A 13,827-nucleotide genomic window follows, 5' to 3' on the forward strand; every position below is an offset into this window, starting at 1 on the left:
CTGTCATCGGCACACTCTGCTGGTATTGGCGAGCTGGGCGCTCACGGCCAGCCGGCCTCGATGTCGATTGCGTCGAGTGCCGCTTCGTCCTCGGCGGCGGCAATCTGGTCTTTGAGCGTCCAGGACCGCGCGAGGATCGCCACGCCGTGGTCGGCCATCGCCATGAGGATCGCGTGCGCGTCCGCGAAGCTGAGCGTGTGGTTGGCGTTGTCGGCGTCGCGGATTGTCGCGCCGGCGATCGCCCCGTTGCCTGCTGCGATCTCGGTGGCGTACCGGATCGCCGCCGTCTGCCAGTTCGCGCGATCCGCGGGCCGCGTCTGCAGCGTCGCCGGTGATCCGTCGATCTCGGTGGGGTAGCCAGCTGCAAGACGGCGGTCGCGCTCCGCGTCGACCGACGCGCGCATCACCTGCCGGCGGGCAGCGACCCGCTCCGCATCAGGCACGGGCGTGATGTCGGTCCCAGTGGCGATGATCGCCGCATAATGGCGGTTTCCCGGGTCGAGCGGGATCGAGGACATTTCGACGCCGTTGATCCTGGCGGTGACGGCAATAGGCGACCCGTCCGGGCCGGCGACGAAGCGGGCGTCTTCGATGAACATGGGTTAGAGCTCCGAGTCCGCGTCATAGGCGAAGAAGAACCCGTATTCGGTCCCGTACCAGCGGTGCAGCCGAATGAGGCGCGGGCTGACCGTCGGGGCTCCATAGGCCGTATTGTTTGCTGCGTGGGCGCCGCCCGACGAGGTCCAGATTGACACACGGGACAGGTTGCCGAGGCTGTCCCAGTGGCGGACTGTAGGCGTTGCGCGCATCTCCACCGGGAAGAAGGCGGTGATCTGGATCAAGGTCTCGTTCGGCTTCTGCCATGGCAATTGCGTAAAGACGCAGCTGCCCGGCTCGACCATGTTGTTGTCGACGCCACCCGGCGACAGGTCCTTTCCTGGCGGCGAGGCCATAAGATAACTCTTGCAGTAATAGCGCTGGCAGCGCGCCAATTCGACGGAGAAGTCCCGGCCCGCCCAGGCCGTCGGTTCCGGCCCGCGCTCCATCTGCACCCGGCGATAGGTAACGGCGCCGGCGGCCGGCGTCAGCGTCAGCGTGACATTGCCGATCGCGCCGGCAGGCACGGTCAGCGTCGCGCCCCGGCGGCCGCCGCCGGGCGCGATTGTCGACGTCGCTCCGTCGATATCAATGTCGAGCCCGCCGCCGGCCAGGTCTTCCACAGACACCGTCACCTCGGCCGAGGCGAGGTCGGGACTCTCGATCACCTGGACCATGGAGCCGGATGCATGTGTGACGACCCCGCCTAAGACCGAGACCGCGCACCCGCCGGCGCCCGCCTTCCAGCGGTCGTAGCCGTAATCGCCCGCGGCGAGCGCACCACCCGCGAATACACGTTGATTGATGGCGAGATCGCCGTTGACCAGGATGTTCCGGTCCGGCGCCGGCACGTAGGCGCCGGGCGGCAGGGTCCAGGGCACCAGGAGCCAGGCATCGGCGACAGACGAGTATTGCGCCTCAGCCGGGCGCCCGGCGGTGATTTCGGCGCCTGCTAGCGCGTACCCTCCGACGCTCTGGAGAGCGCGCGCCCCGGTCCCGAATGCGTCGAGCGTCATGGCGCCGGTATTCGTGATAGAGGGCAGCCAGCGGACAGCCATGCCATCGAACAGTCCGTCAGGGACCGCGAAAGAGCCGGTCGACGTCACCGTCTGGGCGTTGGCCGTGCCGCCGCCCGTGCCATACCAGGCACCGCCGGCCGCGTGCCGGGCGACGGCCTGGGCGAGCAGCGCCCAGTTGAGGGGGTCAGGTAAGAGCTCGGCGGCTTCGATCGTCTTGAGGAGGTTCTCTTGCACGGCGTTGAGCCATGCGGCCGTCACTTCCGTCCCATCGGCCCCGCCAGCGATGCTCTCGCTGCGAAAGCCGCGGCGGCCGCCGCCGATATCGACCCAGCCCTCTCCGTTGACGCGATCCATCAGGCGCCCTCCTCAAGCGTGTAGGAAAAGACCAGGGTCGTGTGCGCGGGCGCGAGCCGTTGCAGCACGCATTCGATCCCTGACCGGATGATCCAGCCGAGCGGATAGCCGGCGCGCCCGGCGCCGGCCCGGAACTTGATCGAACCGAGCGGGGCGAGCTTCACGCGCCAGATGAACTGCTCGCCCTCGGCGACGAGGCGGTCGCCCGCACGCAGCACGCCGGCCCTCGACGGCCAGAATTCCTCGATCTCGATGGCAACGCCGAGAGCGGCCGCGATCGAGATGAAGTACGGGATCGACTGCCCGCCCCCGGCGATCCACCTTTGATGGGCGATGCGCTGGCGCTCCTTCACCGAGGAAGCTTCCGTATCGCGGCCGCACGGGTCGGGGCCCAGGACCCGCTCGAAGTCCGGCAGCAGCTTGACCGCCGTGCGCGGGTCGACCTCGTCCATCAGCGCTTCGGCCTCGGCCTCGGCGTCTGCTGTCGGCGCCGCGAAGCCCGAAAGAACGGCATCGAGCACACCGCCGCGCTTGCCGAGCGCGAAGCCGGGATGCCGCTTGCCGATGAGGCTCGTCAGGATCTCCGCCGCCGACCTGGTCATGCGGCCGCCTCGAAAGTGATGGTGCCCGGCACCGGATAGGCCTTGCGGTCGAGCACGTAGGGGGCGGTCGGCTCCAGGAGATCGTGGGCGTATTCGCCGGCGGCGGCCGAGATCGCTTCGGAGATGCGCGACGGCTCGATCCTGGCGCCGATCGGCCCGGCATTCTCCTCGTCGTCATCATCGCCGATCGTGGCGACGAAGCGCTGGAATGCCTCCTCCACCGCCGCGCGTGCCGCGACCGTATCGGGCCGCAATCGGAGCCGCACCGGCAACTCCACGACATCGGCCGCGACGACCACCACGCGGGCGGTCACCGGCCGCACACCTTCGGGCTTGCCGAAGCGGCCGAGATAGACCTGCATCGCCTCGACCTCGTCGACCGTGGGCGCCCGGCCGAAGGTGCCTTCCTTGATCGCGACGACGACACCGACGGAGCCACGACCAATCCATTCCGGCACGACATTGACGGCCCGCACGTCGAACTCGCTCTCAAGCCAGGTCGGATAGTCGAAGGCTGCCCCGCCATGCGGCCGCTGACGGATATGGGCGAGGAGCCGCAGCCGGAGTTCCTGCCAGGTTTCCTCGGCCGCACCGCCGGCGATGCCCTCTGCGCCGACCGTCACGCGGGTGATGGCGGGGAAGGGTAGAACGGTGGCCAGCCGGATCCCGGCTTCGAGATTGCCTGAGGTACCGGTCTCGACGGCTGCTACTGCCACTGACGTCTCGCCGTTGGGGGCGATCTCGCCAGCTTCGGTGGAGACGTAGACCGTGCCATCGGACCCGGCGAATTCGATGCCGGCGGGGAGCGCCGTTCCGGCTGCGCCCTCGATCGTCACCGTGCCGATCGCAGCGGTCGCCCCCCGGGGCGTGATCCCCCAGATGCCGGCGTGGCGGTAGACAAACTCCTCCTCAGCCGTGTCCGGGAAATACTGGCGGCCCCACCAGCTGATGTGGTCGTGGACCTCGCGCAGCTCCAACGCCACGGCGCGGCCGAGCTGCGCGAGCATGCCGCGCCCAGAGCGCACCGCACGGGAGATCGCAAGCGGGCTCAGATCTTCTCGGAGCTTTGAGATCGCCTCCTCAAGGGTCGCCGCGATGCGCTCGGCGATCGTGCTTGCCTTCCGCGTCGGCCACGGCATCAGCCGAGCTCCCGCTTCTGCGAGACGGCGACATCCTCGACGAGGACGCGCCAGGCGAGCGTCTGCGGCCGCACCCAGGCGACCTCCCGCTCGGCCGGCACTCCGGTCTCACCTTCGGCCCATTCCAGGCACTCGCCGAGCCAGACGTCGAAGAGGAGCCGCGTCGTCTCGGTTTCCTTCGCCCGGTCGAGCAGCCAGAGGCGCGAGCCCGCCCGCTCGCCCGCCGCATCGAGACCGTCGCCGGCAGAGCCCCTGCGCTCGGAGAAGGTGGCGGGCGTCAGGAAGCGGGTGCGGCCTTGCGGCAGCTCGTCGTCAGGATCGGCGCGCCGGTCAAGCCCGACGGAGAGGAGAATCGGCGTGATCGGGGTTTCATCGACCAGGAGATCGCCGTCGTCGCTCAGCGCCAGGTCGCAGCGGCGCGCCTGCCGGTCGTAGACGAGGGCGAGGTCGAAGAACATTGTGCGGGACGCTATCGCGCGCGCGGCCATCGGTTCAGTCCGCCGGGGCGGGCGACAAGTGGCGCATCAGTCACAGCTCCACCTCTCCGCCCCCGAAATGAGCGCCGCCCCGCAGGCCGTGTGATCGCCTTCGCGGGCGATCTCCGCCCCCTCGCAAAGCCATTTCGAAGAGCCTTCGACGATCGGATTGAGGCCGTGGATCGGGCAGTCGAACATGTCGCCCTTGCGGGCGATCTTCTTGCCCTCGGCCGACCATCTCGCCGCCGAGGTGACGACCCTGCCGCCATGGGTGGAGCTGTCCCCGAGGCGGACGATGAGCGGCATTACGAAAGATGCCCCTCGCCCTCGGCTTTCACCGTGACGTTGCCCTTGCTCTCCACGGTGACGGCGCTCTTCGTCTTCACGCTGACCGTCGCGCCGGTGCGGATGTCGAGATCGCCGCCGGGCTTCAGGGCCATCTTGTCGCCATGGGCGTTGTAGAGGGCGACCTCACCGGCAGCGAGCTTGCCCATCCGCTTCGACGGGTTGGCGACGGGCAGGACGACAATGTTGCCCTCGTCGCCTTCCACGGCGAGCACGATGCCGAGTGCCCCGTCCTCGGGCACATGGGCGGCGAAGCCGTAGGGCTGCAGCACTTCGACATCGTCGCGCCAGACGCCGGCGGCGACCTCCACCGAGCAGGTCTGCATCTCGCCGTCGTCCTTGACGTTCTTCAGCGTGCAGCGGCGGATCATGCCGCGCAGCTTGCCTGCCGTTTCCCTGTCCATCAGAGCGCCTCCGCCGTTCCGTCGAGCCCGCCGCCGCTGCGGCTCGCCTTGCCGCCCGAGCGCTTGTTCGTCCGCCTTCCGCCGATCGGCCGCGCGTCGAAGGCCTCGGGCGAGGACAGCGTCAGCTCCGTCTCGGCGCCCTTCTCGTCGTAGCGATAGACGGTGCGGGAGATGAGGAGGTCGCGCTCGATCCCCTGGTAGCGGTCTGAGACGAAGGCGAGCTGGTTGACCTTCCAGAGCGCGCCGTTCGCCCGAAAGTCGTGAACGCGGGTCTGGAGATCCTCCGCCTCCGCCCTGGCGGTCCGCATGCGCCAGTCCGCCTCGTCCGTCGCGGAGACCTCGTCGGGCTGTGTCTTCGCCAGATGCACGATCGGGCGATAGCGCGTGATCTCCGGATCCTGGGCCCGACCGACAATCGCCGTGCCGTAGCGCTCGCGCTCGGTCGCCGAGCCGTCGCCCGCCTGGCGCTCATCGACGGCATGCGGATCCCCGTTGACGTCGAGCGGTACCGCGCGCCCCTCACGACGTCCGCCGGCACGCTCGGCCTGGCCCCGCACGATGGTGTCGGAATGCCGGTTCTCGTGGCTGTACTCGGCGCGGGACGCCTTCATGTTGCCGGGCAGCGTCAGGGCTGCCGGCGCCCGGCTTGCCCCCGTGCGCGTGATCACGACGCCGCCCGTCCCGTCGGAGGTGACCAGCGCGTGCCTCTGCCTGGCGCCCTTCTCGATCGCGGCAAGGCCCGTCTCGGCGAGGTCCAGCGGATAGCGCGGGAAGGGATGGCCGGTGTCGATCTCCGAGCGCACCTTGAGCCCGAAGGGCGCCGCGACCCGCCGAGCCGCCTCTTCGAGCTTCACCTGCCGGAATTCTCCGGGCCCGTCCGGCGCGGCAGCGCAGTCGATCAGATCGCCCGCCTTGTCGCGTCCGGAGATCGTCACCTCGGCGCGTTCGTCGTCGATATCGGGGATGACCTTTTCGATGTAGCCGTGAAGGACGAGCTCGCCGTCGATCAGGATCCGCACCTCCGGGCCGGGCCGCAGGCGGAAGACAGGCGGCGGCGAGGCCCATTCGAAGGTGGCGAGCGAGCGGGTCGCATCTCTGAGGATGAAGGTGAAGGAGCCGGAGAAGTCTTTCAGATCCCGCACCACCTCTGCAGCCGACCATTCCTCGCAGCGTCCGGCGCCGGCGATCTCCAGCGTCAGGCGCCGCGTCGGCGTCGCAGCTGGCAGGAGCTCGCGCGACGCCATCAGCGGGCTACCTCGATACGGCCTGCAGGGATCGCCGCCGGATGGCGCGGTCGGTTCCGCGCGACGATGTCGGCATAGCCGCGCTCGATCTCCGCCGGTGTGTCGCCGAAGAGATGGTTGGCGAGCTGGAAGGCGTCGACGCGCCGATCCGTGACGATCGCCACCACCTCCGGCAGACGGCCGATGATCTCGTTGATGTCGGCGATCGTCGTGGTGCGAAGGTCGGAGATGGCGCGGCCTACCGCGCTCGCATGACTGGCAAAGAGCGTCTCGGAAAGCTCCGCGTTTGCCGCCTCCAGCGCCTCGGCCGCACCGGCGATGGCGCTGCGGCTCGCCGTCGCCTCGCGCCTGGTCGGGAACGCAGCCTGGCCCAGCATCGGGCCCGCCTCTGAGAGGACGAGCGCCGCGGCGCCAGCGAGCATTGCCCGGTCGGGGGCCGACGGAGCCTCTGCAGAACTCACGGTCAGGCGGGAAGCAATGTCGACGACGAGTTCCAGCCCCTGCAGCGCGGTGAGACCCGGCTTCGTCTCCGGTGCGCTGTAGGCCGGCGCGACCACAACCGCGGGCGCCGTGAGCGCCGGAACCGCCGCCAGCATGGCTTCTCCCGTGGAGGAGACCAGGCTCTCCAGCGCATCGGGTGCGCCGGCTCTTGCGGAGGACACCGTCGCCACGATGCGCCCGGTACCGGCGCCCGCCCTCACCCGCGGGATGGCCGCCGCCGCATCTCTCACCGCGTCGGCGAAGATCCGCGCCGATCTCTTTGCCGCCGAGGCCTGCACCCGGCTGATCGTCAGTTCCGCCGGCGCCAGGACGAGGCGCCGGGCGGCCGTGGCGAGGACAGCGGCTGCATCGGCGACGAGGCCTGCAGTGGAGGACGAAAGCGGGGCGCCGCCGGGCAGGCGCTTGAAGAAGGCGCTGAAGCGGGCGACGCGGAGTTCGCGCGAGGAGAAAGTGATCTCGGGAGGCCGGTCGACGATGACCTGCATCGGTCCGAGCCAGGGATGCATGAGCGTACCGGGTCCCGGCCGCGTGAAGGCGCTCCTGAGGGCCTTTGCCCTGGCGATGTAGTCGTCGCCGAGGATGACGCCTTCGACCGAGACGACCTCCGGAAGAAGGCCGAGATCGTCGTACTTGGCGATGTCGTGGCCGGGGAAGAGGTGCTCGGCGATGCGCCGGCCGACCTCCGTGCGCGTGTCCGGCACGTCGAAGGCGACGCCGCGATAGCCGCCCGGCAGGAGACCGGGCAGAAGATCGGAGACGCTGTCGAGGATCATGCCCGCCCCACCGCGCGGCCGCGATCGGGCGCGAGCCTGACGCCCGGATTGCTCGAGCTGGCACCCGCCACCTTGCCGGGGCCTTCAACGGCGATACGGATCGTGCCGGAGACGTCGGCGCGGGCGGGCATGACGGCCGCGGCCTGGCTGCGGCCTTCGAGTGAGGATCGCTGGCGGAGCTTGCGCCGCAGGCGCCGACCCTCGACGCCCCCCGGCATCCGCCCGGACGGGTTGTTCTCGTTCGCCGGCGGCGAGGGCAAATTGTTGCCGCCGAGGCTCTCGTTGAGGCTCTTCATCGCGCCGGAGAAGGAGAAGCCGGAGACCGCCTCCTTGAGGCTGATGATCGCACTCTTAACCCTCTCGATAACCTGCGCGACCTTCTCGAAGGCCTCGACGACGCTCGCCGGGATCATCTTGCTCCACGGAATGGGCTCGTCCCCGGAGAGGATGCTGATGATGCTACGGACAACGCCGAGGAAGTCGTTGAGCGAGGCGACCACCCCGGCGAGGTCCTCACCGAACCGGCTGAACTCCTTGCCGAGGACGGAGCCGATCCCCTCGGTGCCCTCGCCGAAGAGCTTTTTCCAGTCGATACCGGTCTTGCCGAGCAAGGCGTCCAGATCGTCGAAGATGCCGCCAAGCGTCCGGAACGTCGTGGCGAGCTCTTCCGCCGCCTTTCGGAAGCCGGAGAGGTCGACGTTCCTGCCGAACCCCTGCGCGAAGCGACCGACGGTTTCCACGGCAATCCGGGCGCGATCCATCGCGCCGGCGCCCACCGCCTTCAGCCGGTCGATCGCGACGCCCGCCCGCGAGCTCGCCCATTCCCAGGCGCGGCCGACGCCGTCGCGCACGGCCGGTCCGTAGCGATTCACCACGTCATGCGCGAAGTCCTGGAAGCGCCGCTTCGTGCGGTCCCACATGCGCATGATGCGGGGTCCGTAGCGATCCCAATTCTTGGAGATGTAGATCGCGCCGGCGGCAAGGGCGCCGAGAAGGAGGCCGATCGGACCCAGCGCCACGGCCGCGAGCGAGGCGAGCGCGGAAAACCCTGCGGCCACGACGGGAAGCGCCAGGCCGAGCGCCCCGAGCGCGCCGGTCAGGAGGATCCCGCCGCCAGCTGCGACGAGCGCCTGGTCGACCCAGCCGCCCGTCGCATCGTTCAGCCGGTTGACGAGGGAAAGCACCATCATCAGGCCGGAGTTGACGTCCGGAAGCCAGGTCCCGAAGGCCATGCCGACCCGGCGCACCGCCTGCGTGCCGATCTCGCGCAGGATGACGAGTTGCCGGTTGATCCCCTGCATCTGCGTCTTGAAATCTTCGTCGATGATGCCGCCGGTCGCTGCCGCGACTTCGGCCTTGATGCGCTTGTACTCCTCGATGTTCGCCAGCATCGGGATGAGGAAGTCGAGGACCTGCTGGTCCTGGAAGAGCTCGCCGAGCTTGCCGGCCGCGCCGATCGCCTCCAGCTGCTGGCGCACGAAGTCGAGCGCCTCGCCGCCTTCAAGGCCGCGCTTCTTTGCCGTCTCCATGTACTTGCCGATGGAATCGGCCGAGACGCCGGTTAGGACGCCGATCTTCTGGATCATCGCCTCAAGCGGGTTGATCCCCTTCGCTGCGGCGTCCTTCATCACCGCTTCGATGTCGACGCCCATATCCGCGAACTTCTTCTGCGTGACGGGTGCGAGCGCTTTCGAGAGGAAGTTCTGCAGGTTGTTCGCCGCCTGGCCCGGATCGCTCGTCCCCTTGCGGGCGATCTGCAGGAGGCTCGCGATCTGGTCGGAGGCCTCCCGGCCGACGATGCCGAACTTCTTCATCTGGCCGGTGAGCTGCGGGAAGTAGCGCGCCATATCCTTCAGCTCGAAGGCGCCCTCCTTGCCGGCGACCACAAGGCCGGCAAGCGCGCCTTCCAGCCCGGCCTCGGGCACGTCGAGCGTGTTGACGAGCGCGGTGGCGACGCCCGCCATGTCGGAGAACTCGGCATTGGCGGCCGTCGCCGACTTGCCGACCGTGCCGATCACCTTGTCGACGATCTCGGCCGCGCGACCGCCGGCGGCGACCATCTGCCCGGCGCCATCGGCGATCGTGTCGGAGCTCTGCCCGATCTTGACCGCCAGCTCCTCGTACTGGCCTTGCGTCTGCCGGGCGAAGTCGAAGGCGGCCTCCCCCGTCAGATTCGCGGTACCGGCGATATCGAGGAGCTTCTGCTGGAAGGCGGCCGCTTCCTGGATCGGGCCGAGGAAGGAGATCGCGGCGATCGCCGTGCCGACGAAGCCGATCTGGCGCGCCGCGTTGCCGAGCGAGCGAAGATTGTTCCGGAGCCGGCGCAACGGTCCGGAGAGCCGGTCCCGCAACCGCACCAGGACATCGAGGGCCATCGATCGGGAGGACATGTCACTCCGCGTCCTTCATCAGCTCGCGGCCGGCCATCACGGCGTTCCACCAGAACAGGAGCCTCTCGGCGTCGAACCCTTCGAGTTCGTCGGCGGAGAAGCCGGTCGCCTCGGCTAGGACGCCGAGCTGCGCCTGCCAGTCCTGCGGCCACTCGCGAAAAAATTGTTGATCACCTGGCCGCCGGCCGCGATGTCCGCCCCGTCCAACCTGTCCCAGAGCGCGTTCATCACGGCCTGGTTGAGGCGGGTGGAGCGGGCGAAGGCGACGATCGACTGCATCTCCTCGCTCGCAGCCGCGATGGCGCGCTGGTCGGCGCCGGTGAGGCGGTGGAAGACGAGTTCGCCGAACTTCCTCTCCCGGATCCTGCCGTCCTTCTTGGTACGCAACTCGGTTGGATAGAGAAGCGGCAGCGTCACCGATCCGTCGACGTTGCGCCTGGCATGGGCGGGTAGCCGGTCGAGCGGATCGAGATCGGCATCCTCGTCGACGACCTCATCGTCCGTCTTGGCGAGCACGACCGGCGCATCTTCGTCGATCGGGGTCTCGGCAATGGTCTCTTCGTCGTCGTCGAGATCGACGGCAACGCGCGGGCCTGCAGCTTTGGTGTCGGGCATGGAACCTGCCTTCAAAAGGTTTTCGAAAGGGTGTTGGCGCGGAGCGTCAGCCGATGATTTCCTCCGGCGCGGACGCGGCCCAGGTGAGCTCGAACTGGCCGTCCTCGCCGCCGGTAATCTCCGGGCGTTCGGTCAGGAAAGCGTCGTTGAAGACGAAGGTCTGGCCGCTGTCGCAGACGACCTGCAGCTCTCCCTCGCCCGGATCCCAGAGAGTGCCCCAGCGCTGGCCGCGCTCGAAGTTGGAGGTCGCCTTGACCACGGAGGCGCGGAATTCCTGGGCGCGCCCTGTTTTGCGCCCGTAGGTGACGACGACGTTCTGGATCCCGCCGACGGTCACCTTTGCGCCCCTCTTCACCGGGATGTTGCGGCCGCGCCAGACGATGTCGATGAGCCCGAGGGTCTGCATGTCTCTCTCCTCTCAGATGGTTGCCGGCGCGCTCAGACCTGGAATTCCAGGCTGCCGGCGAGCACCATCAAATTGCCGACGATCACCACCTGCTGGCGGCTTTCGAGGCGGTTCTTGTCGTCCTCGGAACGGGCGAACTGGCTCTCCTTGACGGTCCGCTCGACGTTCTCGATCCACGCCCTGTTGCCGTAGAGCCGGCAGCGGGCCGCCCAGGAGGCATGCATGCGCCGCGGCGTGACGACCGAGTTGCCGGCATCCTCGTCGCTCTCGTCCGTGCGACCGACGAAGGCCGCCGAATCCTCGTCGTCGAGGAGCTTCGCCCGCGGGTAGAGAAGCGAGACGTAGACGGACCAGTCGTAGCGGATCCGGCTCATCGTCGCCGGCACCATGATGTCGAGCCAGGCGCGATCGGCAACCCCGAGGTTCGATTCCTTGTAGGTTGTGACCATGCGGGAGACGACGGTGGTGCCGTCGCTCAGATGGTCGAAGGTCGCGACGCCCTTCCTGAGGAGGAGCTCCTGCTCGGTCTCGGTGAACTGGTCGACCGGGTCGGGGCCTTCGAAGCCGTTGAGCGCGAGAGAGCGCAGCTGCCGGGCCGGGTCGTTCGTCAGGTGGACGGCGGCAAGGCCGCAGCACACCGCCGACAGGATCCAGGAGCTCGACTTCGGCTTGCTGAGGCCGGCGCAGGTGAGGAAGGGCGAGTTGGTGAGCTCACCCCAGGTGCCGAGCTCGCCGAAGGTGCCGCGCTTGCCGACGAAGCCATGCGCGTCGAGCTTGGACATCGCCTGGTAGCGCCGCGCGAGATCGACGGCGAAGGCCGCCATGTTGGTCGCGTCGTTCCACGGATGCTGGATATGGGTAAACCAGTCATTCTCGATCACGTCGAGCGCGTCCTGCAGATCCGGGTTGCCGCTGCCGCCGGACATGGGCGTCACCGTCACCGTAAGCCCGGAAGGCAGGGGCTGCGCGGCGACATCGACGCGAAGATCGATATCGTTGCCGACCTCGCCGCCGTGGCGACACGTGACCGTCACCACCTCGTCCGCCGCCGCGGCCGTCACCGTCAGGCCGGTCTCGGCCATGATCGCGGCGGCAAGCTTCGTCGCCATCTGGGCGAGCGTGTCCGTCGCGGCCGCCGTGAACCGAACCTGCTTGCCGGCGACGCGGAAGCGCAGCACCACCGCGGCAGAGACCGCGCCCGCAAAGGCGAAGGTACCGCTCGCCTTGACCGCGGCATCCGCGTCCGCAAGCGCCTGGACGTAAAGCGGGCTCGTCTTGTTGATCTTGCGGAACGCCGCGACCTGTTCCGCGCCGATCGAGCCTTCGCCGAAGAGCGCGATCGCCTGCTCGGGCCGCACCACCTCCACCACCTGGCCGGGCGCGAGCGTGCCCGTCGCGAGCTTCTGCCCGACGATGTGGGCGCGCACCGGATACGGGAAGATGCCCGCATTGCGGTAGTTCGGCGTGACTTCGAGATAGTTGCCCGGCTCGAGCCAGTCGTAAGGGATCTCGTCGAACGTGAACATCTAGCTCTCCTTGCGGGCGCGGGCGCCCTTCTTGGTCTCGGCCGGCGGAGCGACCTCGGTCTCGGCGACGGCCTCCGGCTCGTTCGCCGGCTGCTCGCTCGCAGGGGTCGCCTTCGCTTTCGGGTCGACGAGGTCGCCGTCTCTCAGGCGACGGCGGTAGTAGCTGGTGGAGGGCACCGCGCGCGGGGCCGGCCTGCCCTTGCCGTCGGTCGGCCAGGGCGTTCCGTCTTCCATCGGCACGGAGCGGCCGCGGGCGGGGACGAGCTTCTTCTCCTCAGGCACCTTCGCCTCCAAGCTGGATTTCCTGGGGCGCTGCGGGCCCCTCTTCGGGATCGGCGGAATCGGCGATGAGCCACGTCGCCCCGATCGAGACGAGATCGTCCGCCGCGACGAGACGGAAGGCGGCGGGGCTCGATGAGAAGGCGACCTCGAAGTCCACCTGGTTGACGACGGTCGCGTCGTCTCCCCAGCCTTCGGCGTAGACCGCCTCGACCGAGGTCACGCTCACATCGCCGACCTCCTCGATCGCCGCGCCCTGCAGGAGCGCGACGGCGACATCCGTCATGGCGTCGAGGCCGATCTCATGGGCATCGCCGGAAAATCGCGTGCAAAGGTCCCGGCTCGCCTTGACGACCAGGATCAGGCGCCAGCGCATCTTCGCCTGCAGCTGCCTTCCGGAATTGGCGTCGGGCTTGATGCCGAGGAAGGCGAGGCCGAGGAAGGGCGGCTGGCGCAGCACCCGTTCGAACTCCTTCACGGTCAGCACCGCAGGGATGCGCTCCAGCGAAAAGTCCTTCTGCGGAAAGGCAAGGCGCAACCGCGCCGCCAGAAGCGGCTCGATCGTGCGGATCGGGCTTGCGGCGAGATCCATCACCAACCCCTCAGATTGTCGTCGGAGAAAGGACGGCCGCGGTCGCTCGTGCGTGCACCGCCGGCGCCGCCGCTGCCGACACCGGCCGCCGGCGCATCGATGGTGACGGCACCGCCGGCGAGCGCCTGCAGCCACTCGATCACTTCCTTGCGGGCAAGGCGCATCTGCTCGGTCGGCTCGGTGCGTTCGCCCTGCGCCAGGTCGTAGCGGGCGAGAACGCAGTTCGCGCGAACCACGCTCTCGGGGGGCTGGGCGACCGGCACGACGTAGCGCTTGCGCAGATAGTCGTCGATGAGGGCGGCGCCGTCCGCGAGGGCGACACCGATCTTCGCCTCGTCCACCGTCTCGGCCGTGCGATCATCGGGCTTGGAGAGCCGGATCATCTCCAGCTCGCCGAAGCGCTCGATCATGTTGGCGACACTGGCGTACACGGTAGCTCCTCTTCAAATGGTGCGGGCCGGCGAGCTGAGCTCCTACCTTCGATGGTCCCCCAACGGGTGCTGGGTGCCTTGCGAGCAGTACCAGACCGGCCCGGTATTTTTGCCGCTGTTCCCGATGGCCCCTT

16 protein-coding genes are annotated in these 13,827 nt (G+C 68.7%); all 16 read right to left on the bottom strand.

Translation table 11 applies throughout. The features are described 5' to 3' along the window. Positions 1–41: 41 nt before the first annotated feature. Positions 42–599 (bottom strand): DUF4376 domain-containing protein, encoded by a 558-nt coding sequence (locus tag Q331_RS0102365; protein ID WP_026379352.1) that lies wholly within the window; start codon positions 597–599, stop codon positions 42–44. A gap of 3 nt (positions 600–602) precedes the next feature. Then, positions 603–1,970, bottom strand: coding sequence for a hypothetical protein (locus Q331_RS0102370; protein WP_026379353.1), 1,368 nt, complete (start codon positions 1,968–1,970; stop codon positions 603–605). Beyond that, positions 1,970–2,572 (bottom strand): YmfQ family protein, encoded by a 603-nt coding sequence (locus Q331_RS0102375; RefSeq protein ID WP_026379354.1) that lies wholly within the window; start codon positions 2,570–2,572, stop codon positions 1,970–1,972. The genes Q331_RS0102370 and Q331_RS0102375 overlap by 1 nt, the downstream gene beginning before the upstream one ends. Next, the gene (locus Q331_RS0102380; RefSeq protein ID WP_026379355.1) at positions 2,569–3,711 is read right to left on the bottom strand and encodes a baseplate J/gp47 family protein; all 1,143 of its coding nucleotides are present in this window, start codon (positions 3,709–3,711) and stop codon (positions 2,569–2,571) included. The genes Q331_RS0102375 and Q331_RS0102380 overlap by 4 nt, the downstream gene beginning before the upstream one ends. After that, complete coding sequence (locus tag Q331_RS0102385) at positions 3,711–4,169, bottom strand: phage GP46 family protein (protein ID WP_026379356.1); 459 nt, start codon at positions 4,167–4,169, stop codon at positions 3,711–3,713. The genes Q331_RS0102380 and Q331_RS0102385 overlap by 1 nt, the downstream gene beginning before the upstream one ends. 66 nt (positions 4,170–4,235) lie before the next feature. Next, positions 4,236–4,493, bottom strand: coding sequence for a PAAR domain-containing protein (locus Q331_RS0102390; RefSeq protein ID WP_026379357.1), 258 nt, complete (start codon positions 4,491–4,493; stop codon positions 4,236–4,238). After that, entirely contained in the window at positions 4,493–4,936 is a 444-nt protein-coding gene (locus tag Q331_RS0102395) for a phage baseplate assembly protein (protein WP_026379358.1), read from the bottom strand. The genes Q331_RS0102390 and Q331_RS0102395 overlap by 1 nt, the downstream gene beginning before the upstream one ends. Beyond that, entirely contained in the window at positions 4,936–6,180 is a 1,245-nt protein-coding gene (locus Q331_RS0102400; protein WP_084174660.1) for a phage baseplate assembly protein, read from the bottom strand. Before Q331_RS0102400 ends, Q331_RS0102395 begins: the two co-directional genes overlap by 1 nt. Next, positions 6,180–7,454 (bottom strand): DNA circularization N-terminal domain-containing protein, encoded by a 1,275-nt coding sequence (locus Q331_RS0102405; RefSeq protein ID WP_026379360.1) that lies wholly within the window; start codon positions 7,452–7,454, stop codon positions 6,180–6,182. Before Q331_RS0102405 ends, Q331_RS0102400 begins: the two co-directional genes overlap by 1 nt. After that, entirely contained in the window at positions 7,451–9,844 is a 2,394-nt protein-coding gene (locus Q331_RS0102410) for a phage tail tape measure protein (protein ID WP_084174662.1), read from the bottom strand. The genes Q331_RS0102405 and Q331_RS0102410 overlap by 4 nt, the downstream gene beginning before the upstream one ends. 114 nt (positions 9,845–9,958) lie before the next feature. Then, positions 9,959–10,459, bottom strand: coding sequence for a hypothetical protein (locus Q331_RS0102420; RefSeq protein ID WP_026379362.1), 501 nt, complete (start codon positions 10,457–10,459; stop codon positions 9,959–9,961). Between the two features lie 46 nt (positions 10,460–10,505). After that, positions 10,506–10,865, bottom strand: a complete 360-nt coding sequence (locus tag Q331_RS0102425) for a phage tail tube protein (protein ID WP_026379363.1) — start codon at positions 10,863–10,865, stop codon at positions 10,506–10,508. Between the two features lie 32 nt (positions 10,866–10,897). Further along, positions 10,898–12,391 (bottom strand): phage tail sheath subtilisin-like domain-containing protein, encoded by a 1,494-nt coding sequence (locus Q331_RS0102430; RefSeq protein WP_026379364.1) that lies wholly within the window; start codon positions 12,389–12,391, stop codon positions 10,898–10,900. Beyond that, complete coding sequence (locus Q331_RS19610; protein WP_084174696.1) at positions 12,392–12,673, bottom strand: DUF2635 domain-containing protein; 282 nt, start codon at positions 12,671–12,673, stop codon at positions 12,392–12,394. Beyond that, positions 12,666–13,262: a hypothetical protein gene (locus Q331_RS0102440; protein WP_026379365.1), complete on the bottom strand. Its 597-nt coding sequence runs from the start codon at positions 13,260–13,262 to the stop codon at positions 12,666–12,668. The genes Q331_RS19610 and Q331_RS0102440 overlap by 8 nt, the downstream gene beginning before the upstream one ends. Continuing rightward, positions 13,262–13,693: a gp436 family protein gene (locus Q331_RS0102445; protein ID WP_026379366.1), complete on the bottom strand. Its 432-nt coding sequence runs from the start codon at positions 13,691–13,693 to the stop codon at positions 13,262–13,264. The genes Q331_RS0102440 and Q331_RS0102445 overlap by 1 nt, the downstream gene beginning before the upstream one ends. Positions 13,694–13,827 lie beyond the last annotated feature (134 nt).

This window comes from Afifella pfennigii DSM 17143 (assembly GCF_000688515.1).
GTDB lineage: Bacteria > Pseudomonadota > Alphaproteobacteria > Rhizobiales > Afifellaceae > Afifella > Afifella pfennigii.

Coding starts and splice junctions, on each gene's coding strand:
- Q331_RS0102365 (WP_026379352.1), bottom strand. CDS start 599: ATGTTCATCGAAGACGCCCGCTTCGTCGCCGGCCCGGACGGGTCGCCT.
- Q331_RS0102370 (WP_026379353.1), bottom strand. CDS start 1,970: ATGGATCGCGTCAACGGAGAGGGCTGGGTCGATATCGGCGGCGGCCGC.
- Q331_RS0102375 (WP_026379354.1), bottom strand. CDS start 2,572: ATGACCAGGTCGGCGGCGGAGATCCTGACGAGCCTCATCGGCAAGCGG.
- Q331_RS0102380 (WP_026379355.1), bottom strand. CDS start 3,711: ATGCCGTGGCCGACGCGGAAGGCAAGCACGATCGCCGAGCGCATCGCG.
- Q331_RS0102385 (WP_026379356.1), bottom strand. CDS start 4,169: ATGTTCTTCGACCTCGCCCTCGTCTACGACCGGCAGGCGCGCCGCTGC.
- Q331_RS0102390 (WP_026379357.1), bottom strand. CDS start 4,493: ATGCCGCTCATCGTCCGCCTCGGGGACAGCTCCACCCATGGCGGCAGG.
- Q331_RS0102395 (WP_026379358.1), bottom strand. CDS start 4,936: ATGGACAGGGAAACGGCAGGCAAGCTGCGCGGCATGATCCGCCGCTGC.
- Q331_RS0102400 (WP_084174660.1), bottom strand. CDS start 6,180: ATGGCGTCGCGCGAGCTCCTGCCAGCTGCGACGCCGACGCGGCGCCTG.
- Q331_RS0102405 (WP_026379360.1), bottom strand. CDS start 7,454: ATGATCCTCGACAGCGTCTCCGATCTTCTGCCCGGTCTCCTGCCGGGC.
- Q331_RS0102410 (WP_084174662.1), bottom strand. CDS start 9,844: ATGTCCTCCCGATCGATGGCCCTCGATGTCCTGGTGCGGTTGCGGGAC.
- Q331_RS0102420 (WP_026379362.1), bottom strand. CDS start 10,459: ATGCCCGACACCAAAGCTGCAGGCCCGCGCGTTGCCGTCGATCTCGAC.
- Q331_RS0102425 (WP_026379363.1), bottom strand. CDS start 10,865: ATGCAGACCCTCGGGCTCATCGACATCGTCTGGCGCGGCCGCAACATC.
- Q331_RS0102430 (WP_026379364.1), bottom strand. CDS start 12,391: ATGTTCACGTTCGACGAGATCCCTTACGACTGGCTCGAGCCGGGCAAC.
- Q331_RS0102440 (WP_026379365.1), bottom strand. CDS start 13,262: ATGGATCTCGCCGCAAGCCCGATCCGCACGATCGAGCCGCTTCTGGCG.